The organism is Pseudomonas sp. 2848 (assembly GCF_003253945.1).
Classification (GTDB): Bacteria; Pseudomonadota; Gammaproteobacteria; order Pseudomonadales; family Pseudomonadaceae; genus Aquipseudomonas.
The window spans coordinates 73,148-96,032 of record NZ_QKZD01000010.1 but is presented as its reverse complement, the minus strand read 5'-3'; the positions used below and the strand labels follow the sequence as shown (position 1 = coordinate 96,032).

27 protein-coding genes and 3 tRNA genes are annotated in these 22,885 nt (G+C 60.8%); 14 read left to right on the top strand and 16 right to left on the bottom strand.

The features are described from left to right. Positions 1-28 precede the first annotated feature (28 nt). Positions 29-208 carry a hypothetical protein gene (locus tag DFS21_RS20000; RefSeq protein ID WP_081941225.1) on the bottom strand — a complete coding sequence of 60 codons (180 nt, stop codon included), beginning with the start codon at positions 206-208 and terminating at the stop codon, positions 29-31. A gap of 204 nt (positions 209-412) precedes the next feature. On the opposite strand from DFS21_RS20000, the gene DFS21_RS19995 reads away from it, so the two are divergent. Further along, a complete protein-coding gene (locus tag DFS21_RS19995) occupies positions 413-1,105 on the top strand; it encodes a peptidase C39 family protein (RefSeq protein WP_178082043.1) in 693 nt (230 codons plus the stop codon). A gap of 78 nt (positions 1,106-1,183) precedes the next feature. On the opposite strand, the gene DFS21_RS19990 is transcribed toward DFS21_RS19995, so the two are convergent. Next, positions 1,184-2,467, bottom strand: a complete 1,284-nt coding sequence (locus tag DFS21_RS19990) for an FAD-binding oxidoreductase (protein WP_046856227.1) — start codon at positions 2,465-2,467, stop codon at positions 1,184-1,186. Between the two features lie 202 nt (positions 2,468-2,669). On the opposite strand from DFS21_RS19990, the gene DFS21_RS19985 reads away from it, so the two are divergent. The 3 genes from DFS21_RS19985 (at position 2,670) to DFS21_RS19975 (ending at position 3,750) form a co-directional block, all read left to right on the top strand. Continuing rightward, a tRNA-Val gene (locus tag DFS21_RS19985) sits at positions 2,670-2,746 on the top strand. A 202-nt stretch (positions 2,747-2,948) separates the two neighbouring features. Then, positions 2,949-3,025, top strand: a tRNA-Val gene (locus tag DFS21_RS19980). Positions 3,026-3,180: 155 nt separating this feature from the next. Further along, positions 3,181-3,750 carry an SPOR domain-containing protein gene (locus tag DFS21_RS19975; RefSeq protein ID WP_102683328.1) on the top strand — a complete coding sequence of 190 codons (570 nt, stop codon included), beginning with the start codon at positions 3,181-3,183 and terminating at the stop codon, positions 3,748-3,750. Positions 3,751-3,790: 40 nt separating this feature from the next. Here the strand turns inward: DFS21_RS19975 and DFS21_RS19970 are convergent, their stop codons facing one another. Continuing rightward, positions 3,791-4,831, bottom strand: coding sequence for a helix-turn-helix transcriptional regulator (locus tag DFS21_RS19970; protein WP_102683327.1), 1,041 nt, complete (start codon positions 4,829-4,831; stop codon positions 3,791-3,793). Positions 4,832-4,966: 135 nt separating this feature from the next. Between DFS21_RS19970 and DFS21_RS19965 the strand changes: the two genes are divergently transcribed. Beyond that, on the top strand, positions 4,967-5,788 hold the full coding sequence (locus tag DFS21_RS19965) for a bifunctional 2-polyprenyl-6-hydroxyphenol methylase/3-demethylubiquinol 3-O-methyltransferase UbiG (RefSeq protein WP_110699137.1): 822 nt from the start codon (positions 4,967-4,969) through the stop codon (positions 5,786-5,788). A gap of 125 nt (positions 5,789-5,913) precedes the next feature. Here the strand turns inward: DFS21_RS19965 and DFS21_RS19960 are convergent, their stop codons facing one another. From DFS21_RS19960 to DFS21_RS19945, 4 genes are all read right to left on the bottom strand, one after another. Beyond that, entirely contained in the window at positions 5,914-6,681 is a 768-nt protein-coding gene (locus tag DFS21_RS19960) for an SDR family oxidoreductase (RefSeq protein WP_046856224.1), read from the bottom strand. Positions 6,682-6,707: 26 nt separating this feature from the next. Then, entirely contained in the window at positions 6,708-7,775 is a 1,068-nt protein-coding gene (locus DFS21_RS19955) for a phosphotransferase family protein (RefSeq protein ID WP_111532972.1), read from the bottom strand. A 197-nt stretch (positions 7,776-7,972) separates the two neighbouring features. Beyond that, entirely contained in the window at positions 7,973-8,290 is a 318-nt protein-coding gene (locus DFS21_RS19950) for an SCP2 sterol-binding domain-containing protein (RefSeq protein ID WP_111532971.1), read from the bottom strand. Between the two features lie 54 nt (positions 8,291-8,344). Continuing rightward, positions 8,345-9,058 carry a histidine phosphatase family protein gene (locus DFS21_RS19945; protein WP_111532970.1) on the bottom strand — a complete coding sequence of 238 codons (714 nt, stop codon included), beginning with the start codon at positions 9,056-9,058 and terminating at the stop codon, positions 8,345-8,347. A gap of 436 nt (positions 9,059-9,494) precedes the next feature. Between DFS21_RS19945 and DFS21_RS19940 the strand changes: the two genes are divergently transcribed. From DFS21_RS19940 to DFS21_RS19905, 8 genes are all read left to right on the top strand, one after another. Next, the gene (locus DFS21_RS19940; protein WP_111532969.1) at positions 9,495-10,802 is read left to right on the top strand and encodes a tyrosine-type recombinase/integrase; all 1,308 of its coding nucleotides are present in this window, start codon (positions 9,495-9,497) and stop codon (positions 10,800-10,802) included. 9 nt (positions 10,803-10,811) lie between these two features. After that, a complete protein-coding gene (locus DFS21_RS27035; protein WP_256591457.1) occupies positions 10,812-11,558 on the top strand; it encodes a DUF4145 domain-containing protein in 747 nt (248 codons plus the stop codon). 830 nt (positions 11,559-12,388) lie between these two features. Further along, positions 12,389-13,207 (top strand): Rha family transcriptional regulator, encoded by an 819-nt coding sequence (locus DFS21_RS19930; protein ID WP_111532967.1) that lies wholly within the window; start codon positions 12,389-12,391, stop codon positions 13,205-13,207. Beyond that, positions 13,204-13,500, top strand: a complete 297-nt coding sequence (locus tag DFS21_RS19925) for a hypothetical protein (RefSeq protein ID WP_111532966.1) — start codon at positions 13,204-13,206, stop codon at positions 13,498-13,500. Before DFS21_RS19930 ends, DFS21_RS19925 begins: the two co-directional genes overlap by 4 nt. 206 nt (positions 13,501-13,706) lie before the next feature. Next, the gene (locus DFS21_RS19920) at positions 13,707-14,138 is read left to right on the top strand and encodes a hypothetical protein (protein WP_111532965.1); all 432 of its coding nucleotides are present in this window, start codon (positions 13,707-13,709) and stop codon (positions 14,136-14,138) included. Between the two features lie 49 nt (positions 14,139-14,187). Then, positions 14,188-15,234, top strand: a complete 1,047-nt coding sequence (locus DFS21_RS19915; protein WP_111532964.1) for a hypothetical protein — start codon at positions 14,188-14,190, stop codon at positions 15,232-15,234. Positions 15,235-15,787: 553 nt separating this feature from the next. Next, positions 15,788-16,804, top strand: coding sequence for a protease SohB (sohB, locus tag DFS21_RS19910; RefSeq protein ID WP_110698510.1), 1,017 nt, complete (start codon positions 15,788-15,790; stop codon positions 16,802-16,804). 144 nt (positions 16,805-16,948) lie between these two features. Further along, a tRNA-Cys gene (locus DFS21_RS19905) sits at positions 16,949-17,022 on the top strand. Positions 17,023-17,121: 99 nt separating this feature from the next. Here DFS21_RS19905 and DFS21_RS19900 read toward each other — a convergent pair. The 7 genes from DFS21_RS19900 to DFS21_RS19870 form a co-directional block, all read right to left on the bottom strand. Continuing rightward, positions 17,122-18,171 carry a site-specific integrase gene (locus DFS21_RS19900; protein WP_111532963.1) on the bottom strand — a complete coding sequence of 350 codons (1,050 nt, stop codon included), beginning with the start codon at positions 18,169-18,171 and terminating at the stop codon, positions 17,122-17,124. Position 18,172: 1 nt separating this feature from the next. Beyond that, the gene (locus DFS21_RS19895) at positions 18,173-18,418 is read right to left on the bottom strand and encodes a DUF4224 domain-containing protein (protein ID WP_111532962.1); all 246 of its coding nucleotides are present in this window, start codon (positions 18,416-18,418) and stop codon (positions 18,173-18,175) included. Between the two features lie 38 nt (positions 18,419-18,456). Beyond that, positions 18,457-18,684: a hypothetical protein gene (locus DFS21_RS19890; RefSeq protein ID WP_111532961.1), complete on the bottom strand. Its 228-nt coding sequence runs from the start codon at positions 18,682-18,684 to the stop codon at positions 18,457-18,459. Positions 18,685-18,735: 51 nt separating this feature from the next. Beyond that, complete coding sequence (locus tag DFS21_RS19885; RefSeq protein ID WP_111532960.1) at positions 18,736-18,927, bottom strand: hypothetical protein; 192 nt, start codon at positions 18,925-18,927, stop codon at positions 18,736-18,738. A 43-nt stretch (positions 18,928-18,970) separates the two neighbouring features. Continuing rightward, the gene (locus DFS21_RS19880; RefSeq protein ID WP_256591456.1) at positions 18,971-19,360 is read right to left on the bottom strand and encodes a hypothetical protein; all 390 of its coding nucleotides are present in this window, start codon (positions 19,358-19,360) and stop codon (positions 18,971-18,973) included. Between the two features lie 73 nt (positions 19,361-19,433). Beyond that, positions 19,434-20,153, bottom strand: a complete 720-nt coding sequence (locus DFS21_RS19875; RefSeq protein WP_111532959.1) for a hypothetical protein — start codon at positions 20,151-20,153, stop codon at positions 19,434-19,436. Between the two features lie 84 nt (positions 20,154-20,237). Next, positions 20,238-21,008 carry a hypothetical protein gene (locus DFS21_RS19870; protein WP_146603160.1) on the bottom strand — a complete coding sequence of 257 codons (771 nt, stop codon included), beginning with the start codon at positions 21,006-21,008 and terminating at the stop codon, positions 20,238-20,240. A 66-nt stretch (positions 21,009-21,074) separates the two neighbouring features. On the opposite strand from DFS21_RS19870, the gene DFS21_RS26655 reads away from it, so the two are divergent. Continuing rightward, positions 21,075-21,251 carry a hypothetical protein gene (locus DFS21_RS26655; RefSeq protein WP_158539562.1) on the top strand — a complete coding sequence of 59 codons (177 nt, stop codon included), beginning with the start codon at positions 21,075-21,077 and terminating at the stop codon, positions 21,249-21,251. A gap of 1 nt (position 21,252) precedes the next feature. Here DFS21_RS26655 and DFS21_RS19860 read toward each other — a convergent pair whose 3' ends face one another. Both DFS21_RS19860 and DFS21_RS19855 read right to left on the bottom strand, forming a co-directional pair. Beyond that, the gene (locus tag DFS21_RS19860) at positions 21,253-22,176 is read right to left on the bottom strand and encodes a DNA cytosine methyltransferase (protein ID WP_111532956.1); all 924 of its coding nucleotides are present in this window, start codon (positions 22,174-22,176) and stop codon (positions 21,253-21,255) included. 61 nt (positions 22,177-22,237) lie between these two features. After that, positions 22,238-22,828, bottom strand: coding sequence for a hypothetical protein (locus tag DFS21_RS19855; RefSeq protein ID WP_111532955.1), 591 nt, complete (start codon positions 22,826-22,828; stop codon positions 22,238-22,240). Positions 22,829-22,885: the final 57 nt, after the last annotated feature.

Below are 22,885 nucleotides of genomic sequence, written 5' to 3'. Positions count from 1 at the left end.
CCTCGATGCGTTTCAGGAAAGCTTCAGCTCAATGGGCCCCGGCATGCCGACGCGCACGGCGCACAGGTTGTGGTTTGACCAGGGCCTGAGGGGGCAGGTGATGTGGGTGTGCATGCCGGCGCACGATGCGCAGTACGCCCCAGAGCATGGCGGCTGCGACGCTCAGCCACATGCCGACCAGCATTAGAATCGCCATTGTCAGGCTCATGCGTGCCTCCTTCTCTCTGGCAAGCCAAGCTCGCCATCCAGACACTGCTTTAGTCTAGCCTGTCGGCTGTGACGTTCCATTGACCGAAGGTCTAGTCCTTGGGCCGTTTCGTTCCAAGCCCGCATCGGGCTATACCCGCAGGCGCCGGCGTCCTATGATCGGCTTCTTGGCCGGGCGCTGCCTGCCTGGCCGCGGAACAAGCGAGTGTCCACGTTGCAAAAGCTCTCCAAGTTTCGGGCCCAGGGCCCACGTCGCCTGCTGGCCGCCTGCCTGGTGGCGGCGACCCTCTCCGGCTGCGCCGGCACGCCACCGGCCGCGCTCAAGGGCCTGCCGCAGCGGGTCGAGATCAGCAGCGTTCCCTTCTACGGCGGCAACGCCAACCACAGTGGCGCGATGGCCCTGGCCGCCGTGCTGTCGCAGCAAAGCGCACCGATCACGCCGGGCCTGCTCGACAAGTCGTTGGGCCTGCCTGCTGCCTCCGAGTCCCTGGAAAGCGGCATTCCTCGGGTTGCCCGTGAATACGGCAGGGTCGTCTACCCGCTGGACAAACACCTGGATGCCTTGCTCGCCCAGGTGGCGGCCGGTTACCCGGTGCTGCTGCGTTATCAGGAAGGTTCGGCGTGGTGGAGCGAGCCGCGTTATGCCGTGCTGATCGGCTATGACCGCTACAAGCAGCGGGTATTGCTGCGCTCGGGCATGCACCGGCGCCAGTTGATGGCTTTCGACGATTTCGAGTCGGCGTGGGGCAAGGAGGGTCGTTGGGCGGTGCTGGTGCAATCGCCGCGACAGTTGCCGGCCCAGGTGGATCGCCAGCGCTGGCTGCAGGCAGCGGATGAACTGGCCCGTTCGGGACAGGAGATCGCGGCGAAGCAGGCTGTCATCAGCCTCGGACGGTGAGGCTGAAATGATCGCGGGGCAAGCCCGCTCCCACAAGATGGCCTCGTGGGAGCGGGCTTGCCCCGCGATGGCTTTACATCAGAAGCCCAGGCGATCGCGCAGGCTGTAGTACCAGGCACCGATGGCGCTGAACGGCACACGCAGCATCTGGCCACCCGGGAACGGGTAGTGCGGCAGGCCGGCGAACGCGTCGAAGCGCTCGGCCTGGCCGCGCAGGGCCTCGGCCAAGACCTTGCCGGCCAGGTGGGTATAGGTGACGCCGTGGCCCGAGCAACCCTGCGAGTAGTAGATGTTGTCGCCGATGCGGCCGACCTGCGGCAGGCGCGACAGGGTCAGCAGGAAGTTGCCGGTCCAGGCGTAGTCGATCTTGACGTCCTTGAGCTGCGGGAAGGCCTTGAGCATCTTCGGGCGGATGATCGCCTCGATATTTGCCGGGTCACGGGCACCGTACACCACGCCACCGCCGAAGATCAGGCGCTTGTCGCTGGTCAGGCGGTAGTAATCGAGCAGGTAGTTGCAGTCCTCGACGCAGTAGTCCTGCGGCAGCAGGGTGCGGGCCAGTTCCTCGCCCAGCGGCTCGGTGGTGATCACCTGTGTGCCGCAGGGCATCGACTTGGCAGCCAGCTCCGGTACCAGGTTGCCCAGGTAGGCGTTGCCGGCGACGATGATGAATTTGGCGCGCACCTTGCCCTGCGGGGTGTGCACCACCGGGTTGGCGCCACGCTCGATGCGCACGGCCGGGGTTTGCTCATAGATGATGCCACCCAGCGACTCGACCGCGGCGGCTTCGCCCAGGGCCAGGTTCAGCGGGTGGATGTGGCCGCCGCTCATGTCGAGCATGCCGCCTATATAGCTGTCGCAGGCCACCACTTCGCGGATGCGCTTCTGGTCCATCAGCTCCAGCTGATTGTGGCCGAAGCGTTCCCACAGGCGTTTTTGCGATTCCAGGTGGCCCATCTGCTTGCTGGTCAGCGCGGCGAACACGCCGCCGTCCTTCAGGTCGCACTGGATGTCGTACTTGGCCACGCGCTCACGGATGATGCGCCCGCCCTCGAAGGCCATCTGACCGAGCAGTTGCGCCTGCTTGGGGCCGACGGTGCGCTCGATGACATCGATGTCGCGGCTATAGCTGTTGACGATCTGGCCACCGTTGCGGCCCGACGCGCCGAAACCGACCTTGGCGGCCTCGACGATGCTCACCTTGAAGCCGTTCTCCAGCAGGAACAGGGCGCTGGACAGGCCGGTGTAGCCGGCACCGATGATGCATACATCGGTTTCCACCTCACCCTGCAGCGCCGGACGTGGCGGCACCGGGTTGGCCGAGGCGGCGTAGTAGGACTGGGGGTAGGGGGTGTTAGCCATGCTCGAGGGACCTCGTGTTTTATATTTTTAACGAATGTACCGATGCTATCAATAATAATAAACACCCGCTAGTCGTCCGGTGAAAATCCTTTACGCCCCCCTGAGGCTCGACCTTTCTATAAATAGTTTAAGATTCAGTAGCTTAGCGTGAAAAAAACAGTTGACAGGGTATCTGGATCGGGTAGAATGCGCCCCACACGACAGGCACATAGCTCAGTTGGTTAGAGCACCACCTTGACATGGTGGGGGTCGTTGGTTCGAGTCCAATTGTGCCTACCAAATCAGAAGAGGGCGATCCGCAAGGATCGCCCTTTTTGCTTTTGGTCGCTTCCAGCGGGCGAGCCGCATGCGAGATCGGCCGGTGAAAGCCTTGCCCGCAGGTCGCTGGGGCGGTTCGGATAAATTTCGCAAAGTTTTTGATTTTTTTGAAAAAAACGCTTTACAGGTGCGCAGTCGATCACTAATATGCGCACCACACGACAGGCACATAGCTCAGTTGGTTAGAGCACCACCTTGACATGGTGGGGGTCGTTGGTTCGAGTCCAATTGTGCCTACCAAATCAGAAGAGGGCGATCCGAAAGGATCGCCCTTTTTGCTTTCCGCCGTTCCATGGGCGCTGACACACGCTGCAACTTTCCACCTTCGCCTCATCCCTGCGGCCGAGCGGTTCGCTCATGCTAGAATCCGCCCCTTCGAATCTGGAGGTACAGGCGTGCGCAAACTGGCGGTGGTAATGGCGGTGTTGGCCCTGGCGGGCTGTAACAACGAGGTCGAAGGCGTGCACAAGCAGGTGGCCGAACACCTGAACAACCCCAAGACGGCCAAGTTCGCCAACGTGCGCTTCGACACCCAGGGTTCCATCTGTGGCCAGGTGCGCGGCAAGGATGACGCCGGTCAGTACGAGCCTTATCGCAGCTACGTGGCGATCAAGCACGACGGTCAGTACGAGATCCTCATCGACGAGACCGGCAACAACCTGCGTATCCGTGAAGTCTGCGGTGGCGCCGACCTGCAGCGCCGCGCCGAGGCGCTGGCCGACCAGCCGGCACCGGAAGGCTGGGACGTGGAGGTAATCCAGGGGCCGAACATGGGCGCCCTGACTGACATGACCGCACGCCTGATCGAAAAGGGCATCCCGTCCTGGGTCGAATACCGCGACGGCAAGCCGGTGGTGCTGATGGGGCCGTTCCCGGCCAAGGTCGAGGCCGATGCGCGCAAGGCCGAAGTGATGGCCAAGCTGGGCACCGACTCGATCGTCATCCAGCACGGCGTCCAGCGCTGACGTTCACCCGTACCTGCCAGGCTTGGACGCTGGGCAGGTATCAGATTGAACGCGGGCTTGCCTCGCGTTCGGTGCCGATGTCCTCGAACACGCTGATCAGATGCTCCGGCTGCCCGTCGGCGCGGCGCTCCAGCGAGGTGCGTGCCCGCACCCAGAGGTAGTGCCCGTCCTTGTGGCGCACACGCTTCTGCACTTCGTAGCGCTCGATCTCGCCGGCCAGCATGCGCCTCAGCAGTGCCAGGTTGTCCGGCAGATCGTCGGGATGGGTGAGCTGCTGGAACGTCGTGCCGTACAGCTCGTCCTCACGGTAACCCAGCAGTTCGCAGAGGCTGCCGTTGACCCGCTGCCAGCTGCCATCCGGGTCGATGTAGGCCAGCGCGCCCCAGGCCAGTTCGAAGATGGTGCGAAAGCGCGCCTCGCTCTGGCGCAATTCCTCTTCGGCCACCTTGCGCTCGGTGTTGTCCATGCTGATGCCGACCATCTTTACCGGGCGCCCGGCACTGTCGCTCAGCACCGTGGCGCGCGAGGCGATCCAGCGTTGGTCGCCGTCGGGGCGGGTGATGCGAAAGTCGCACTCGCAACCGGTGCCGTCAGCCACGGCCTGGGCATACATGTCCTGCATGTGGCTGGCGTCCTCGGGATGGATGTGCTCCCAGAAGTCCTCATTGCGCCGTAGTGGCCAGCCATATACCGCCTCGACGTTGGGCGAGTAGGTCACTTCGTCGGTGACCAGGTTCCATTCCCAGGTGACGATGCGCGCACCTTCCTGGGCCAGCTTCATGCGCGTCTCGCTCTCCATTATCTCGGCGGTGTAGCGACGACGCACGTCGGTCATCGGCAGCTCGACCACCTCGGCCTGCTGCACGCTGTGCAGGGCCTCTTCGCCATAGCGCAGCCAGATCCAGTTGACCTTGAGCAGGTCGGCCAGCTTGCGCAGATTGGCGTAGTCGATCTCGCCGCCGCGGGTCCACTTGTGCACCGCCGTGCGCGAGATCCCCAAGGCCGTGCCCACCGCCTGCAGGGTCAGCTTGTGGTGTTCGAGCAGTTCCTTGAGGCGAAAGGCGAAGCTGTTTTCCATCATGGGTGCTGGATCCTTGGGCGTGGGCGAGGCAGCCAGTATACCTGAGCTGTCAACTTGAGGTTTACAGCTCGGTTGCCGCGCCCGGCGGCGCCGGTTAACGTGGCGCCTGACTTATAAAGGACAGGGATGCGCCGCATGAGCCGATCATTGGAACTCAACCGCGCCAGTTGGAATGAACGGGCGCCGCTGCACGCCGCTTCGAAGGACTACGAGGTCGAACGCTTTGTCGCCGAAGCCGGCCACCTGTCCGAAGTGGTGCGTTTCGACCTGCCACGCCTGGGCGATATCCATGGCCTGCGCACGGTGCACCTGCAATGCCATATCGGTACCGACACCTTGTCGCTGGCGCGCCTGGGTGCGGATATCTGTGGCCTGGACTTCTCCGCCGCCTCGCTGGCCCAGGCGCGTGACCTGGCCGAACGTTGCGGCGCTGGCATTGCCTATGTCGAGGCGGACGTCTACCAGGCTGCTCAGGTACTGCCGGCCGCTGGTTTCGATCTGGTCTACACCGGTATCGGTGCGTTGTGCTGGCTGCCGAGCATCGAGCGCTGGGCGCAGGCGGTGGCGGCATTGCTCAAGCCGGGCGGACGCCTGTTCCTGCGCGATGGCCACCCGATGCTGATGGCGGTCAACGAAGACCATGAGGACCGTTTGCAGCTGGAGTATCCGTACTTCGAGTGCGAGGCACCGACCGTGTGGATCAGCGACCAGACCTACGTCGATACCGAGCAGGCCCTGACGCAGACCGAAACCCATGAATGGAACCATGGCCTCGGCGAGGTGATCACCGCGCTGTTGCGCAATGGCCTGCGCATCACCGCCCTGGAGGAGCACCAGAGCATCCCCTGGGAGGCGTTGCCTGGGCAGATGACGTTGGGCGATGACGGCGAGTGGCGCCTGATCGAGGCACCCTGGCGGCTGCCGCTGAGCTATACGTTGCAGGCGGTCAAAGGGTAGGTCAAAGGCTTGGCGCGTACGCGAGCCGTGGGAGCGGGCTTGCCCCGCGACAGGTTCGCGATTGCAATCGCGGGTCAAGCCCGCTCCCACGAAATCCGCGCCATTTCAGCCAGGGACCTGTGTACTCAGGACAGGAATCCGCCATCCACATTGAGCGCGGTGCCGGTGGTATAGCTGGAGGCGTCGCTGGCCAGGTACAGCACCGCCCCGGCCATTTCGCTCGGGTCGGCCACGCGCTTGAGCGGGATCTGCTGCAACGCGGCATTGCGGATGCTGTCGTTCTTCACCAGCGCCGAGGCGAACTTGGTGTCGGTCAGGCCGGGCAGCAGGGCGTTGCAGCGGATACCGAACTGCGCGCACTCCTTGGCAAACACCTTGGTCATGTTGATCACGGCCGCCTTGGTCACCGAATAGATGCCCTGGAACAGCCCCGGTGAAACTCCGTTGATCGAGGCCACATTGATGATGCTGCCACCGCCGTGCTCGCGCATCAGCTTGCCGGCTTCCACCGACATGAAGAAGTAACCGCGGATATTGACGTCGACGGTCTTCTGGAATGCGCCCAGGTCAGTGTCCAGCACGTTGCAGAACTGCGGGTTGGTGGCGGCGTTATTGACCAGGATGTCGAGGCGCCCGAACTGCTCGCGGATGCCGGCGAACACCTGCTGGATCTGCTCCATCTCGCCGATATGGCAGGCCACCGCGGTGGCCTTGCCGCCGGCGGCGACGATCGCCTCGGCGACCTGCTGGCAGCCGTCGAGTTTGCGGCTGGAGACGATCACATGGGCGCCCTGCTGGGCCAGCAGGTGGGCAATGGCTTCACCGATGCCACGGCTGGCACCGGAAACGAAGGCGATCTTGCCGTCGAGGTCGAACAGGTGGGTCTTGGACATTCGGGTATTCCTTGTTGTATGCCGGGTTACAGGCTGGATTTGCCGATCAGTTGCAGGCTCATGTGCTCCAGCAGCTTGTTCATGTGGATGAACTGGGCGAAGCGTTTGTCCTGGGTCTGGCCGTGGAAGAAGCGGTAGTAGATCTGCTGGACGATACCTGCCAGGCGGAACAGGCCATAGCAGTAATAGAAGTCGAAATTGTCGATGCGAATGCCGGCGCGCTCGGCGTAGTAGTCGACAAACTGCTTGCGGGTCAGCATCCCCGGTGCGTTGCTCGGTTGGCGGCGCATCAGTTGCACCGGCGCCGGGTCGCCGGCCTCGATCCAGTAGGCCAGGCTGTTGCCCAGGTCCATCAGCGGGTCGCCGATGGTGGCCATTTCCCAGTCCAGTACGCCGATGATGCGCATCGGGTTGGCGCTGTCGAGGATGACATTGTCGAAACGGTAGTCGTTATGCACGATGCCCGGGCGCGGGTGGTCGGCGGGCATCTTCTCGCGCAGCCATGCGATCACCTGCTCCCAGCGAGGTGCGTCGGGGGTCAGGGCTTTTTCATAGCGGCTGGCCCAGCCTTCGATCTGGCGCTGCACGTAACCTTCCGGTTTGCCCAGGTCGGCCAGGCCGCACGCCTGGTAGTCCACCTGGTGCAGCTCGACCAGGCGATCGATGAAGCTTTTGCACAGCGCCTCGGTTCGGTCGGCGTCCAGGTCGAGTCCGGCGGGGATGTCGGAGCGCAGGATGATGCCGTTGACTCGCTCCATCACATAGAACTCGCCGCCGATGAGTGCTTCATCGGTGCAGTGCACGTAGGCCTTGGGGCAATAGGGGAAACCGGCATTGAGCTGGTTGAGGATGCGGAACTCGCGGCCCATGTCGTGGGCCGACTTGGCCTTGTGGCCGAATGGCGGGCGTCGCAGGACGAATTCCTTGCCCGGGTAGGCCACCAGGTAGGTCAGGTTCGAGGCGCCCCCCGGAAACTGGCTGATGGTCGGGCTACCCTGCAGCCCGGCGATATGACCCTTGAGGTACGGATCGATGACGGCCGCGTCGAGTTCTTCGCCGGGGCGTACCTGGGTGGACTGGTCGGTGAGCGTCATGCGATTTCCTTATGATCGATAGCAAGGACTATTGGCTAATCTAATTTCCTGTCGAAGCTGGTACAAGCGTGCCAGACGCTTATTGGCCTGGGTGTTGCCGGCCGATCAATGGCCCTGATGGGCAGGCTTTGCGCGGGCGAAAAAAAACCGAAGCGCATCAGGCTTCGGTCTTTTTCATTGGCGATCTACCGCGCCGATCAGGCCGGGAACAGCTCGCTGAGCTTCATCGACAGCATCATGTCGCCTTCGACGCGCAGCTTGCCGCTCATGAAGGCCTGCATGCCGTCGGTCTCACCGCTGACGATACCCTTGAGGGTTTCGCTGTCCAGTACCAGGGTGCAGTTGGCGTCGGCGTTCTCGCCTTCCTGGATCTCGCAGGTGCCGTCCTTGACCAGCAGGGCGTAGTGCTTGTCTTCGTCGGTGATGTTGAAGCCGAACACCAGGTCCAGGCCGGCGGCAGCTGCAGGGTTGAATTTTGCCTTCATCGACTCGACGGCTTTAGCTACATCGCTCATGGTGTATTCCTTGTTAAGTAATATTCGCGTCCGCAAGGACACAACAGACCGGGCTCATCGGTAGGTGACGAGCTCCGGCAACCGCAACAGCCGCACATGGGCTTGGCTGTTGAAGGAAGCCAGGGTGACGTCGCGGCCCCGGAATTTCAGGTGGCTTAGCGACGTGTTGATGATCTGCCAGTTCAGGGTAAATGCCTGGGCCGGCGTGATTCCGCTCGCCAGGTGGAGCAGGGCGGCAATGGTGCCGCCGGAAGTGAACAGGGCAATGTTGTCTCCGCTGGCAGCGCTGTCTAGCAGGCGCCCCAGGCCATCGCCGACCCGGCCGCTGAAAGACTGCCAGGTTTCCAGGCGATCGTCGTGGTCGTGGTCGCCGTCGTGCCAGCGCTGCACCATCAGGGCGAACAGACGCTGGAACTCGCTGCGGTGCTGGGCACCGTTGCGCAGTACATGCAGGGCTTCAGGCTCTTCAGGCAGCAGGCGCGGGAGCAGGGCGCGAATCACGCCATCGGCGTCGAACTCGTTGAAGGCCGGGTCGGTCTCAATGGCCGGGATCGGGTTGCCATGGGCATGCAATGCGTCCAGGGCCAGGCGGGCGGTGTCCTGCTGGCGGCGCAAGGTGCCGGCCACGCAGCGGTCCAGGCGCAGGCCCAGTTGGGCGAGGTGTTCACCCAGTGCCTGGCTCTGACGCTCGCCCACAGGCGACAGGACGTCGTAGTCGGCGGCACCAAAGGAGGCTTGGCCATGTCGGATCAGGTAGAGATTGCCCACGTTGAAGTCCGGCCCGGTTGGAGGTTGCTGCGAGGTTAGGTTGCCCCAGGCGGGCTGTCAACGAAAAAACATACAAGCGTTTGAAAAGGTCGTTTGAACTGTATTGCCAGCATTTTCACCCGCTGGCAGCGGCTCTGGCGCCCCGGTATGCTTGCATCCAGTTCGCGTCCTTGCGGCGCTGGTTTATCAAGGAGTCAATGTGGAGTTTCTTGCCAACTGTCCTTGATCTCGGGTAAAGCCAAGCAACACAAGGCTTCAGCCCATAATGACCATCCTGCTACCTGATCAAGCTGTCACAAATCGTCCCAACGTGTCACAACTGGCACTGCCCTACGTGTATCGCAGGGGCTCAGGTCGTTATCATCTCCGGGTCCGCCTCAGGGGCTCTCACACCTCCTGCACGCTGTCGCTCAAGACCACCAACCGACCTAACGCCATGACCACCGCTAAGCATCTCATGCAGACCCTGAAGACCTTCCATCTCGACAACCCTGAGGCTACTTGGGATGAGCTGAGAGGCCGACTGGTCGAAATCGCTGAGGATGCCTTGTGGTCGCCTGGTGAGGACTCTATGGGGCTCGTATGGTCTGACCTTGGCGAGGACCTTCAGGAGATCGCACGGACCATGCCGCTTACCTACCCACAGGCACAGGCTATTACGGCAGCCTACAAGGTACTGGGGGGCGCTCAGGGGCGACTGAGCGGTAACCTGTCGGGCCTTATGGAGGCACTCAATGACCTCAAGCAGCCGAGCGCGGACTTGCCGTCTGTCCCTGTCTCAATCTGTAAATCACCTGAAGGTCCTCTGCAAGTCGCCTCATCTGTAGTTTTTGATGCCGGGTCTGGTCACTCCGCGTTGACCCACGAAAGTGCCCAGCGCTTTACCTTTGAGACCCTGGCGGGCGCCTACTTGGCTGAGCGTGGCGCTGACATGGCGCATGCCACCTTGAAGAACTTCGGGTCATCGACCAAGACCATTGCGGGCATCCTTGGTGACAAGGACATGCGGAGCCATACACGGGCCGACCTCGTGGGGATGCGAGAGACCCTATTGGAGACCCGCAAGGCGTCCACGGTGAACAAGCTGCTCGTACACGTTGGGTCTGTCCTGAGTTGGGCTGTTGCAACTGGCATGATTGCGTCGGACTACTCCAAGAAACTAACCATCGTTAAGGGTGCTGAGAGTTCCCGTGAGGCGTTCTCCACGGCTCACCTTGAGGTCCTGCGCAAATGGGCCTTGGGTAACCTTGGGGCGGACTGGAAAGCATTGGCAATCGCCCTGGGCGTCGCCACTGGGGCCCGCATCGGTGAGATCCACCAATTGACTGGGGCTGACCTTTACAAGAGCGATGGTCAGTGGGTCATGGATATCAATGACAAGGACGGTAAGACCCTGAAGAACTCATTCAGTCGCCGTACAGTGCCCGTCTTGGGCATTCCTGAGGGTCACCTTGAGGTCCTCTCGCAGACCCAAGGCCGCCTCTTTACGCAGTCCAAGAGCGGCTTCGAACAGTTGGTCAATCAGATGCTGAGGGATGTGCTGGGGATCAAGGCGGGGGAGGGGCGTTCTTTTCATTCACTGAGGCACTCCCTGGCGTCTGATTTAAAATCTGCCGGTGTGCCTTTAGGGGTTGCTCAGGAGATCCTCGGGCACTCGTCAGGTTCTATTAGTTATGACCTATATGGCGGCGCGGCGAGCGTCAATTTGGTACGCCTCTCGGAGGCAATTAACCTAGTACGATGAACACTATGGTTGCGTTTCACCGTAAGTTGGAGCTACATTGCGCAATTAAGGGTGTGGTTCTATATTTTAAGAGGTGATGACGTGCATAAGTATGTGGCTCCTGCTTTTCATGTGACAGCTTTTAATTGTCCTTTTTGTAACGCATATGCCACCTTTGATTGGACAATTACAAAGGGCAACATTTGGGACGATCAGGGCAGCAATACAACGGCGATTCAGTTGGCGCGATGTAAGCATTGCAGGCGTGATACATATTGGGAAGTTACTGATTGGAACTATTCGAATGAGCCGATTTCCGGGCGAATGGTGGTCCCGAGTCTATCCATTGCACCGCTTCCACACGAGGAAATGCCAGAATCCGTCGCTAAGGACTTTATGGAGGCGAGGGATATCGTAACCTGCTCGCCCCGGGGGGCCGCAGCTTTGTTGCGTCTTTCTGTGCAGCGGCTCTGCGCGGAGCTTGGTGAAAAAGGTAAAGATATAAATGCAGACATTGCAAGCTTGGTCGCAAAGGGATTGCCCATTCCCATTCGAAATGCACTGGATGTCGTTAGGGTCATAGGTAACAATGCTGTACACCCGGGCAAGCTTAGTGATGAAGATATGGCCGAGATAGCTATTTCTCTATTTGACTTGGTCAATGCCATTGTCGAAGACCGAATCGCTCGACCTAAGGCTTTGAGTGCCCTCTACGACCGTCTACCTGAGGGTGCACGCAAGGCTATAGAGGATCGTGATGCACCAGCGACTGCTTAGATTTAAAACCCTCACAATAACGGGGAGAGATCACACCAACGTGGCTTTCCCTCCACAAGATGCCGTAAGGTCACCTCAAAGGTGGCCCTCTGCGGGCAAGGCGTATCCGGACAGTGGCTCATACCCAGACCGATACGACCACCAAGCAGAGCCCTACGGGGACCTCTGGGACCAGCATCTGGGTCCACTGTAGCGATTCTGTCGGATTGGCGTATGCCTTGATGACCCTTGATAGGTTTGGGCCTCCTATCACTGATCGCACAGTACAGGGGCCTTTTAACTTAAAGACCTCTATAAGAGATTAAAGATGACTCTAAGTTATTATTCTTTATAGATTAAATCTTAAAAGAAATAATACTTTAAGTTATCGTAAAGCCTCTTTAAGTAGGCTATAGGTTCCTCTGTTATGGTCTCACGTTTGTGTCGGACTTTAGGTATAAGGTTTCACCGACCCCACAGCCTAAAACCATGATCGCACCGTGAGGCCATAAGAGAGGCCTTGAGGTCACCGTCTAGGTCCCTTCAAATGAGAATTAGTCAAAAGCCCTCACGTAAACAGGGAGGGTCAATAAGGTCAGCTAGAAGCTCCACCCGTTGTGACCAGCTGACCTGTTCCGGTCGCAATTAGTACGGAATTAAAAACCCTCACAATAACGGGAGAGACGATACGTCACCCTGTGCGCTTCCCTCTACGGCCACCTCACGGCCTACACACCATCACTCCAAGCCTTTCTGAATGCTCCTTGTGCCGTGTCCGATGCCCTGTCTGGGTCTTGGAGGTCGGACTACGGGTGAGACTCAGGGAGCACTCAAAAAGGACCAGACAGCCTATGAACATCAATGAAGTAACCATGACCACCGTTGAGATTGCAGCCATGACAGGCAAGCGCCATGACAACGTACTGCGTGACGCTGACCGAGCAATTGAGCTGGTCTCGAAATCTCGCGCCTCAAATCTGAGGAGCCAAATTGAGGGAGCCACTGAGGCCACCTTTGAGAGCCGAGGCAAGCAATACCGAATGCTGGTCCTGAACCGACATATGGTCTTCACGCTCATCACCGGCTATGACACTACCCTGCGTTATACCGTGGTGGGTCGCTGGATTGAACTTGAGCAAGCAGCAAACCCTGCGTTCACCTCTCAGGCCATTACCGCCACTCTGATCGACCTCCAATCGCGTGTCGATATGATGGCCCCGGCCTACAAAGAGCACACCCGTAAGGGCACCACAGGTCGCGGCTATCTGGTCGATGAGGCCTGCCGTATGGCCGAGGTCCCGTGCAAGGTGACCCGCGAGTGGTTCCTTGAGCGCAAGGTCACTATCAAGCGCCGTACTGGCCCCGTAACGGTCGAAGGCCAAGCGGTGATCATTGAGGCGCACCCTCAGTTCATCGACAAGGGGTACGCCAAGAAAGGCGCCAGCCGTAGCCACGGTGGCCACCCTGACGGATTCAAGCTGACCCTCAAGGGCCTTGAATGGCTCAAGACGAAGCGGGAGGTCATCCTTGCGTGGGACGCTGAGCGCAAGATGGTCCGCCCAGTGCATGACGCTGACGGCTTCGTCGTGGACATTACAGGCGAGGGCAGTGCAGCCATGACTGTCGCAGACCTGCCACGCAAGGCACGTCGAGGGGAGGGCCAGCAATGACCTTCGCCGAGCAGCTCAACGCGTTCTTCACGACCCCGGCAATCCGAACCAAGCTGGTCACCTTGCGCACCATCTGGCGTGACCGCTACGCCCGCCGAGCTATCGCCCCAAAGGGTCATGAGGGCGTGGACGTAGAGGCCCTATATGAGCACCTGAAGGCCGGCCATCCCGGTCTGTCTGCCCTCGTGGAGTCGCTCGTGTCGTCCACTACCATGCATCTCGATGCGGTCCTGATGGTCCCTTTGCGAATCCCGCTGACCCGCAGTCAACCGATCACCGTTGTAGCCCCGTAGTAACACCGCTGTAGCCGTCCGCCATCGGCTCGCATCAGGTCCCCGCAAGGCTCATCAAGCCGACCCGACCTGACATCCCCAAATGAAACCCAGAACCTATAGACAAACCTTGAGGCCCCGGAGTGACGTACTCCTTCGTCTCTGGTCTCCGTGCGCGCCTATGCGGCAAGGTTTGATCTATGGGTCCCTTTAGGAGATCCAACACAGTGAAACTGAATATCCAAAACGTCACCCCTGAGACCGTTGAAGTTCAAGGTCAGACCGTGACCCGTGCCTTCGCTGAGGGCGTGATGCTCTCGGGTCTGATCGCAGGTGCAGGCACCAACAAGGCTGCCCAAGAGGTCATCGTTAAGCAGTACATCGATGCAGGCCTGAGTGCCGATGCGTTCCCTGTCGTGGTCCGTGCCGTGCAGGTCAGCCAAGCGCGCGCCAAGGCCGAACAGAGTCGACTCCAGGCTGAGGCCAAGGCCCATGCCGAGCGCTTCAAATCGTACGTGCCCGAGGATGCTCTTACCGTAGCGCGGCGTCGTGCCAAGCGTGAAGAGCGTGAGCGTAAGCACCGCGAGATGGGTCAAGCGATCCGTGCCGCAAATGGCCGTAGCAGCTTCTCGACCGGCAACTGGCTCGACAACCACTAAGGCCCACGGTCTGTAACCACTTCAATTTCTATCTCAGGAGACCAATACCATGTCCGAAGCAATCAACCGTAATACCGATCACCGCGACCAGCGCGACCGCTACAAGGCCCCGACCAGCTATGAGACTGCCGTGTGGGGTAATGGCGGCAACGTTCAGTTCAGCTCCCAGGCATCCACCAGCGCCCCTCTGACCGACTCCAGTGTGGTCGCCCAGGCGATCGCTGAGGGCATCGACGACTTCTTCAACGGTGGCGAGTGGGCCCAGAACGCGGTCGATGCGATCCCTTGCGAGTTCCGACCCAAGGGCACCGAGCCGACCTCTGTGCAGCTGGTCAACATGGTCAATCGCAACGTGGAGTTCGACCCGCGCCAGTCGATCTACGATCACTCCCTGGTGACCAAAGGGGAGGCCGTAGCGGGCGATTTCATTTTCACCGAGCCGACCAATACCGCTGCCTTCTTCTCGCATCGCTTCACCCTGCTGGATGCTCACGTTATCGCTGGCTTCACCGGCAATGGCATGGCGCAGATGATGGACAAGATGCTGGCCGACTTCGAGAAGGCTTGTGGCTCGACCATCGCCGACATCCTCATTAAGTCCCCAAGCACCGAGATCAAGGAGGTCACCATTGCGGGCACCACTCCGGCTGTCCGTGCTGAAGACTGGATCGACGCCCTGACGATGAGCATCAACCAATCGGTCGGTAACTCGCTGGGTGACTTCGTGCTGCTGATGCACATGACCGAGCAAGCGACCCTTGAGCGTGCTGCCCAGCGTGCAGGCGTTGAGTCCATTGAGGACCTCTTGGGCTGCCGTACCCAGTTCTACTCGGGGTCGGACCGTGGTGTCTTCATGCTGCCCAAAGGGTTCGCCTCGCTGTCGTTCCGCCATGACCAACAAGGCGATGTGTGGAAGGTCCTTGCGAGCCGTAACGCGGGCGTGCAGGGCTGGGACTTCGAGGTAACCGGCGTGGCTGACGTAATGGCTCAGGCCAAGGTCAAGATCAAGCTGGCCAACCCTGAAGACCCTGCCGAGCGCCTGCAAGTCGAGGTCGTAAGCTTCCCGCTGATTACCCGTGTGGTCGTCAAGCCGTAACACCAGCAGCATCCATAGGGCCCATTACGGGCCTTGTGTGCTGACCTGAGCGCCCACTTCTACAGTGGACCTTCAGTTGAGCCCATCCTGTATCACGCTCCTGCACGCGAAGCGCAGGGCAATGACCCACATTCAATCTCACATTTAACGTAGGAGCCCGCTATGGCCACCAAGAACCCATGGTTGGCCGTCCTTAAGGCCCTGTTGACCTCCAAGGCCACTTGGAAGCTTATAGGCACCGTTGCGGTCCTTTACGGCGCAGCCCATGGCGAGGTGATCGCTGAGCTGGTCGGAGAGGTCGTAGCGGATACGTCAGGAGCCCTTTGAGAATCTGACAGAAATTTCCGTGAGACCACCTGTCACTAAGAGCCCGCGCAAGTCCCCCCGTGGGGCCCGCGCAGTCACGAACAGGCGCACAACAAAGACCCCGGAAAGCCAGGGGCCATGGGCGTTGCTACCCGTGCTGCATATGCTTCGGAATGTCACAAGACCGTACCAAACAGTCACAAGCTTCGGTACGATGACCCTTTAATTCCGAGCTTCGAGGACTACTGTGGAGTTTCTTGCCGAATACGCAAGCTTTCTCGCCAAAACCGCCACCCTGGTGATCGCCATCCTGGTGGTGCTGTCGGCCATCGCCGGCCTGCGTGGCAAAGGGCGGCGCAAGCCGGGCGGGCAACTGCAGGTCACCCGCCTCAACGAGTTCTACAAGGAACTGCGCGAGCGCCTGGAGTCGGGCCTGCTCGACAAGGCCCAGCTCAAGGCCGTGCGCAAGCAGCAGGCCAAGGCGGAAAAACAGCAGAAGAAAAAGCCTGAGGACAAGCGCCGGGTGTTCGTCCTTGATTTCGACGGCGACATCAAGGCCTCGGCCACCGAGAGCCTGCGCAACGAGATCACCGCGCTGCTGACCCTGGCCACCCCGCGTGACGAGGTGGTGCTGCGCCTGGAGAGCGGCGGTGGCCTGGTGCACAGCTATGGCCTGGCGGCCTCGCAGCTGGCGCGCATCCGCGAGGCCGGCATCCCGCTGACCATCTGCATCGACAAGGTCGCCGCCAGCGGCGGCTACATGATGGCGTGCATTGGCGAGAAGATCGTCAGCGCGCCGTTCGCCGTTCTGGGCTCGATCGGCGTGGTGGCGCAAATGCCCAACGTCAACCGCTTGCTGAAGAAGCACAATATCGATTTCGAAGTGCTCACCGCCGGCGAGTACAAGCGCACCCTGACCGTTTTCGGCGAGAACACCGACAAGGGCCGGGAGAAATTCCAGGAAGACCTGGACATCACCCACCAGCTGTTCAAGGACTTCGTTGCCCGCTACCGCCCGCAGTTGCACATCGATGAAGTCGCGACCGGCGAAGTCTGGCTCGGCATCGCTGCGCTCAATCGCCAACTGGTCGACGAGCTGGGCACCAGCGACGAGTACCTGAGCCGCAGCGCCCGCGAGGCCAACGTGTTCCACCTGCGTTTCGCCGAGCGCAAGAGCCTGCCGGAGCGCATCGGCATGGCCGCCAGTGGGGCGGTGGAGAATACCCTGGTAGGCTTGTGGAGCAAACTCGGGCGTCTGCGCTAACACCTTGAACCCCTTGAAGATTTTTTTCTTCAAGGGGGTTGCAAGGTGCATCGAATGCCGACATAATGGCGTCCATCGAAACGCAGCTGACTTGAAAAAGCCCAGCGGTTTCAAGGGGATAGCGAAAGCTGGCTCCGACTTTGAGGCCGAGTAGCAAAGTGGTTATGCTCCGGATTGCAAATCCGTCTACGCCGGTTCGATTCCGACCTCGGCCTCCACTATTCGAAACCCCGCAGATCTAGGTCTGCGGGGTTTTTCTTTGTGCGCCGGAAACTTCCGAAGTCCCAAAACAAATTACACGCAGTCCCAAAACTTGATCACTTGGAAGGCTTGGCGATTGCGCCGACGCGCCGGTAAACGCGCTCTGTAATTCCCTCTTTCGAGTGGCCCAGCAGCACGCTGGCGTCACTCAGATCGTTGATCTCCGATGCCGCCTTCGGTCGGATGTCCCGGAACTGGAACTGAGCTATTCGATTGGCCAGGTCTGGCTTCTTCTCCAGCAAGGCCTTTACCCTAGCTTCCTCTCTCGCCTCCGCCCAGCGGTTGCGTAGCATGCCCCAGCTCATGCGCTTGCCGTTCTCATTGAGGATGAAGAAGGGCGACAGGTGTTTGCTCGTCCTGTGGATGATGTGCTCGAGTAGAAGGCCCAAGCTGTTCTTCACCCCATCCACCTCCAAGACGATCCTTAGTCGCTTGCCGGTCTTGCCTTGGCTAACCAGCAGGTAGCCCCCCTCAACATCGTCTTTACGCATGGACAGCACGTCCGATGGCCGTTGGCCAGTCAGGTACGCCAGGTCCATCGCCTCCTTCAGCTCCGGTGGAGCTTCCTCATACACCGCCCGCCACACCGTTTCGTTGGCGTAGAAGTCGCGCGGTTTCTCCTTGTTCTTCCTCACGCCCAGGCACGGGTTGTCCCGGGTAGTGAGCCCCCACTCCCTGGCCGTGTTAAATACGTGGGAGAGCAGGGCAATTTCCCTGTTCGCCCTGGTCTTCGCTGACCGCGAGTCGCGGTACTGCGCGATCATGGCAGGTGTTACTGCGTCGATCGGCGCCGAGTCAAACACGATGCGCAGCTGCTTTAGCTCGTAGATGTTGTCCTTCTGGGTGCGGGCGGCCTTGCCTGGGATGATTTTCACCAGGTACTCGTCGAAGATCCCCTTCATCGTGGTTAGCTCTTTCGGGATCGACTTGGCCTCAAGCTCTGCCCACATCAGCTTTGCCTTCACCAGGTCGTTCCCCAGGAAGATGTCCTTGCCTGACTTGTCCCTGTAGTACAGCGCTTCCCACACCTTGCCACTGGCTTTCTTTCTCTTGCGACGGTACATGCCAGGTGGCAGGTCGCGATTTTCGGTCTTCCTTGGGCGCATTTCACTTCACTCGGGAGAAATCAGGGGTCCAGGCTGGCGCCGGGGGCGGCGCTGCAGCGACAGGCACAGTGTCGATCACCACGCCGCTCAGCTTCTGTCGGGCGTATTGGCGGCCAACGAGCGGGCGCCCTCCGCGGCTCTCGACGAAGTGCCAGCCTTTCTCTGTTAGCCAGCGGCGCTGCCACGCCCTGGTTTTGTAGCCGGTGATCACCACCAGCTCTTCGTCCGAAAGGATCTCGGTTTCCATGGGATGGTCTCCACGCCGCCGGTGGCGGCAGGTTGTGGTCAGGCCTCGCCTTCGGTGATGGAATGCCCGACTGACTGTGATCGAGCTTCTGCTGAGCCCAGGTACACCATGTTCATTGCGGTGTCTTGCAGGACCAAAACCGCATCTGTTCCCTGCTCATCCTCGCTGAGATCAGGAAGCGCTTGGTGTCGTACAAGGTCGATGCTCAGCCCTTCGGGCACGTCGAAGCGGGTGACGACTGTAGTGGTCACGGTAATGATTGGCATTGTGGCTCCATGCCCGCGCATGTCGGCGGGCTTGAGTAGTTGGGGGAGGGGTTAGGCTGCGATCAGGCCGAGACCAGGAAAAATGAAGGCACGGTGACCGCATTTGCGGCACAGGAACACGCAACAGTCGTCTAGGCGATGATCGACGGCATAGTCGTGGGTGGAGAGGTTCTCTATGGTGCAGTAGCTGGTGCCGAGAAATCTCCGCTTGAACCGGCGCGCTGCCAGTTCGTGCCACTTCATCGCGGCGCCTTCCAGATCAGGTAGGCCATGTAGGCGAGGGTGATCATGGCTGCACCTCCTGCTGCACCCCAAGCTCCCCAAGCACCTCGCAAGCGATGGCAAAGCCTGGGCTTCCAAGCGGGCATTCCTTGGTGATGCGGTTCAGGCCGTCGATCAGGTCGCGGGCCGTGCCGATCATCGTGTCGGCGTCGGCATCCATATCCAGGCCGAGAGCTTCGCCAATGCTGCCGATGGAGACGCAGGCATCCAGCAGCATGCGCTTGCTGCGCTCGGCGTCCTTGCGCAGCGCCTCGTTCTCGGCGGAGAGCTTGCCAAGCAGGCCATAGCACTCGGCCAGCAGGTTGTTGGCCGCATCGATCGCAGCGCCTTTGCCGGCCACGCCGCGCTGGCAGGCTTTCATCAGGCCCTGAACATCGGTTGTTTGACTGGTCATAACTTTCCCTCGGTCGGCGGATGAACCGGGCACGGCCAGCGCAGTGAGCCGTCGCCGGATGGGCAGGTGCAGGTCATGGCGCCACCTTCTTGAACTCGACGACCCAGACCCAGGGGTTGGCGTTCCAGGAGTCGGCTCCGTTGATGGATGCCCAGAGCTCGCGCCAGGCGTCGAACGGGTCGGCCCAGTTTCCAGGCCCTGGCTCGCTCTTGAATGGGTGGTAGTAGTGCTCACCGTCGCCGTGGTGAATGCGGTTTATGCCCTCGGCGACGTAGCGACTTTCGAAATCCGTCTCACCCTCGCCATCCTGAAGCCGCTCGACGCGCACGTCGGTGATCTCCAGCAGGATGCGGCTGGCCCAGCGGGGCATGTGGATCGATGGGCGCCCCCGGCCCTGAGAGACCATTGCGCATCCTGTCTGCCGGACGCTGCCGTCTGTCGGGTAGATGATTGGCTCGCCCTGGCTGAGATCGCGAGGTGCAATCTCATCGAGTTGGGCGTCAGCCGCCCAGGTTTCGCGTACCCATAGGCGGTCACCTGGTTCGCCAAATGGGCAAGCACCAAGCTCACCCACCTTTACCGCGCACTCCTGCTCAGTTCTGCCGTGGACAACAAACCCATAGCGCGGGTGATGCTGGCCTACGGCAACCCACGGCTCCGGGCTGTCCGGATACTCCAGGCGTGGGATCTGGCCGCCTTTCACTGGCCGGCGAGTGACCGTCTTCCGGCCTTCCAGGATGGCGCGGACCATAGGCCCGCTGAACAGGATCGGGCGTTCCTTTGCTTGAGACATAGCTTCGCCTTGGCCGCCATATCGCGGCAGTGAATAGAGGGGAGAGGGGTTACAGCTGGGTTGAGTACAAATGTGCTCCTGTGGTCAGGGCTGCTTGCCCCGCGCCCTGCTGGTGCAGCCCCAGCACTTGCCGCAATTGATGCCAGGCCTGCACACGACAGCAGGCACAGGAGGTGACTTGATCGATTCGCGCTTCCACGCCGGCCACGTTGCAACTTTTTCGGCGCAGCTGTCGCAGTAGTCGCGGAAGGCCTGCTTGGCGCTCGGCTCGTCACTGACGACACTGCAATGCTCGTCGTAGATCCTCTGTGCCTCCTCATCGCCTTTCAGGCAGCCGCAGCGGTATGGGTGGGCGGTGTAGTCGATATGGCAAAGGCGGTTCGTGTGTTTGGCCGGCTCGCCCTGGTGCTGCTCAGGGTGAGCCGGCAATTGCGAGCGGCAGCCGTCGCAGGCATGGATGTGTATGCTCTCGACGCCCTTGATCATCCCGCTCCCGTGCCATGGGTGGTAGTCAGGGACGGTGCCGCAGTAGTCGCACGGTGGATACTCGCCCTGGTGCTGCTCGGCTGGCTGGGCCAGGAGGGCGCGCAGCTCGTCAGCAGCACGCAACCAGCCGTCACGCACGTACGGACTATCAGGAAGTTCCGGCAGCTCTTCGCACTTGTCCAGGGCGTCGCTCAAAGACTCGAAGTCGACTCGCTGGCAGTCGATGCCTTCGTCGCCGCAGTCCTCGCTGTTATCGGCCAGCCAGTGCGCAGTTCTGGCCACTTCGGCCAGCAGGTTGATGAGCAGCTCGGCGCGCTCTTTCGGCACGCTGACCATCTCTGTGTTGCTGGATCGGTTTTCTGTGGGCATGGGGATACCTTGAAGATTGAAGGCTATGTGCCATAGTCATTCCTCCATCAACAGGGAGTTATCGCTATGGGTGTAAAAATCGAGTTTCACGACGGCCGCTCGGTCGAGTACGAAAACGCAGTTCGAGTTGCGGACTCTAAGAATGACTACGTTCTTTTCGATGAGAGTGGTGCCGTGCTTGCGCATGTCCATAAGTACGACGTGAAGAACCTTCACACCAAAGATCCTGATGAGAAATGGTGATTTAGGCCGCTTTCAGTAGGGCCTCAATCACTCTCTGCCCGGCCAACGGCGGCACAGCGTTGCCTGCCATGTGCATGGTCAACCGGTGGTTGTCCGGGCGCAGGGTGTCAGCCGGGAACGACATCGCAGCCATGGCTTCGTCAGCGCTGAGCATCCGCATGCGGTCGCCGTCCACTAGGGCCCAGCGGTCCAGGGTGGTGATGGTGCCGATCGGTCGGTTGATGTCGCGGCCGGTGGTGCCGGAGCCTTTTCCGTAATAGGGCATGATGAACCGGTCGCCGAAGCGCTGGCGGCCGTTGCGCACCCTGTCGAGGGTGGCTTGGGCACGGCCTGGCTTCCCGATTGGCGACCAGCGCCCGGCTTCGAAGTCGAGGAAGCTGCTGGCCGGCACGTGCTCGCACTGTTGCAGCTGCAGCTGGATGGGCGCCTTGCTCTTGGTGCAGATCAGGAACAGGCGCACCCGGTGCTGCGGCACGCCAAGGTCGGCGCAGTCCACAATGTGCGGCGCGACCTGGTACCCGAGCCGCTGCATGGCATCCACCCAGCTGGGGTAGAGCACCCAGTTGACGAACTCGGGCACGTTCTCGATAACCCAGGCGTCCTGCTGCAGCACCTCAGCCGCTGATGGAACGGCCCAGGCCGTGGATCTCGACGCATCGTGCTCCGGGTTGCCGTTCTTCTTGCCGCGGGCTTTTGCGTGACCCTGGCAGCAGGGTGAGGCGATGCCGATATCGGTTCGCGGAACTGCTGCCCAGTTAGCCTGGTGCAGGTCCTGGCATACGTGGTCGGTGTCTTGGTGATTGGCTGCGTGCCACTTCACGGCCTCGGGCCAGTGGTTTGCCGCCCAGAGAACCTGGACGCCTGCGGCGCGCGCACCGGTACTCCATCCGCCGAGGCCGGCGAACAGGTCGATTGCTGTGGTCATGAGTTCCCCGCCGGGTCGGCGTTATCGTTGAATAGGGGAAGGCGCTGGCGGGCAGCGCGGGTCAGGCGGCAGTGTCGTCAGCTGCAGGCTTTGGCTGGTACACCAGCGTGCCGTCGAGGATGGCGGCCTTGATCGCTTCGAACTCCCAGGCGTAGTACTGCGACTCGACGTAAACTCGCAGCTCTGGGTAATCGTGCTGCTTGCGGCGAATGAACGCTTCGGCCGCTTCCTTGGTGAAGTGGCTGTTCACGATTTCCCAGTGCTTGTTCCAGCCGGTGACGGTGTGGTCGTCGAGTTCGGCCAGGAGCTCCCACTGGTCATCCGTATCCAGGTCGAGGAAATCACACTCGTGGTCGGCCTGAACGGACTGGTTGATTTCCTGCTGTTCTTCCTCGTCGAGGTCATTCCAGTAATCCACTGGACTGAACCATCTCCTGTCTTCCAGGCAAACCACCAAGCCTTCGGCATAGTCACGGTCGAAGCCGTAGTCGATTCGCTGCTGCTGCACGGTGAACAGTGCGCATGAAGTGTGGTGCCACTTCACTCCCTGACCGTTGCAGTGGTGCCGGAGGCGGGCAACGAAGTCCGCCCAGGTCTCGGCGTTCATTGGGTGCCCGGTTGCCAGGCTCGGGCTGGCTTCGGTATCGCTCATGGCTTTCTCCATGCATGCGCCGCCCTCCGTGCTGGTGGCGGCATGGTGGAATGATTT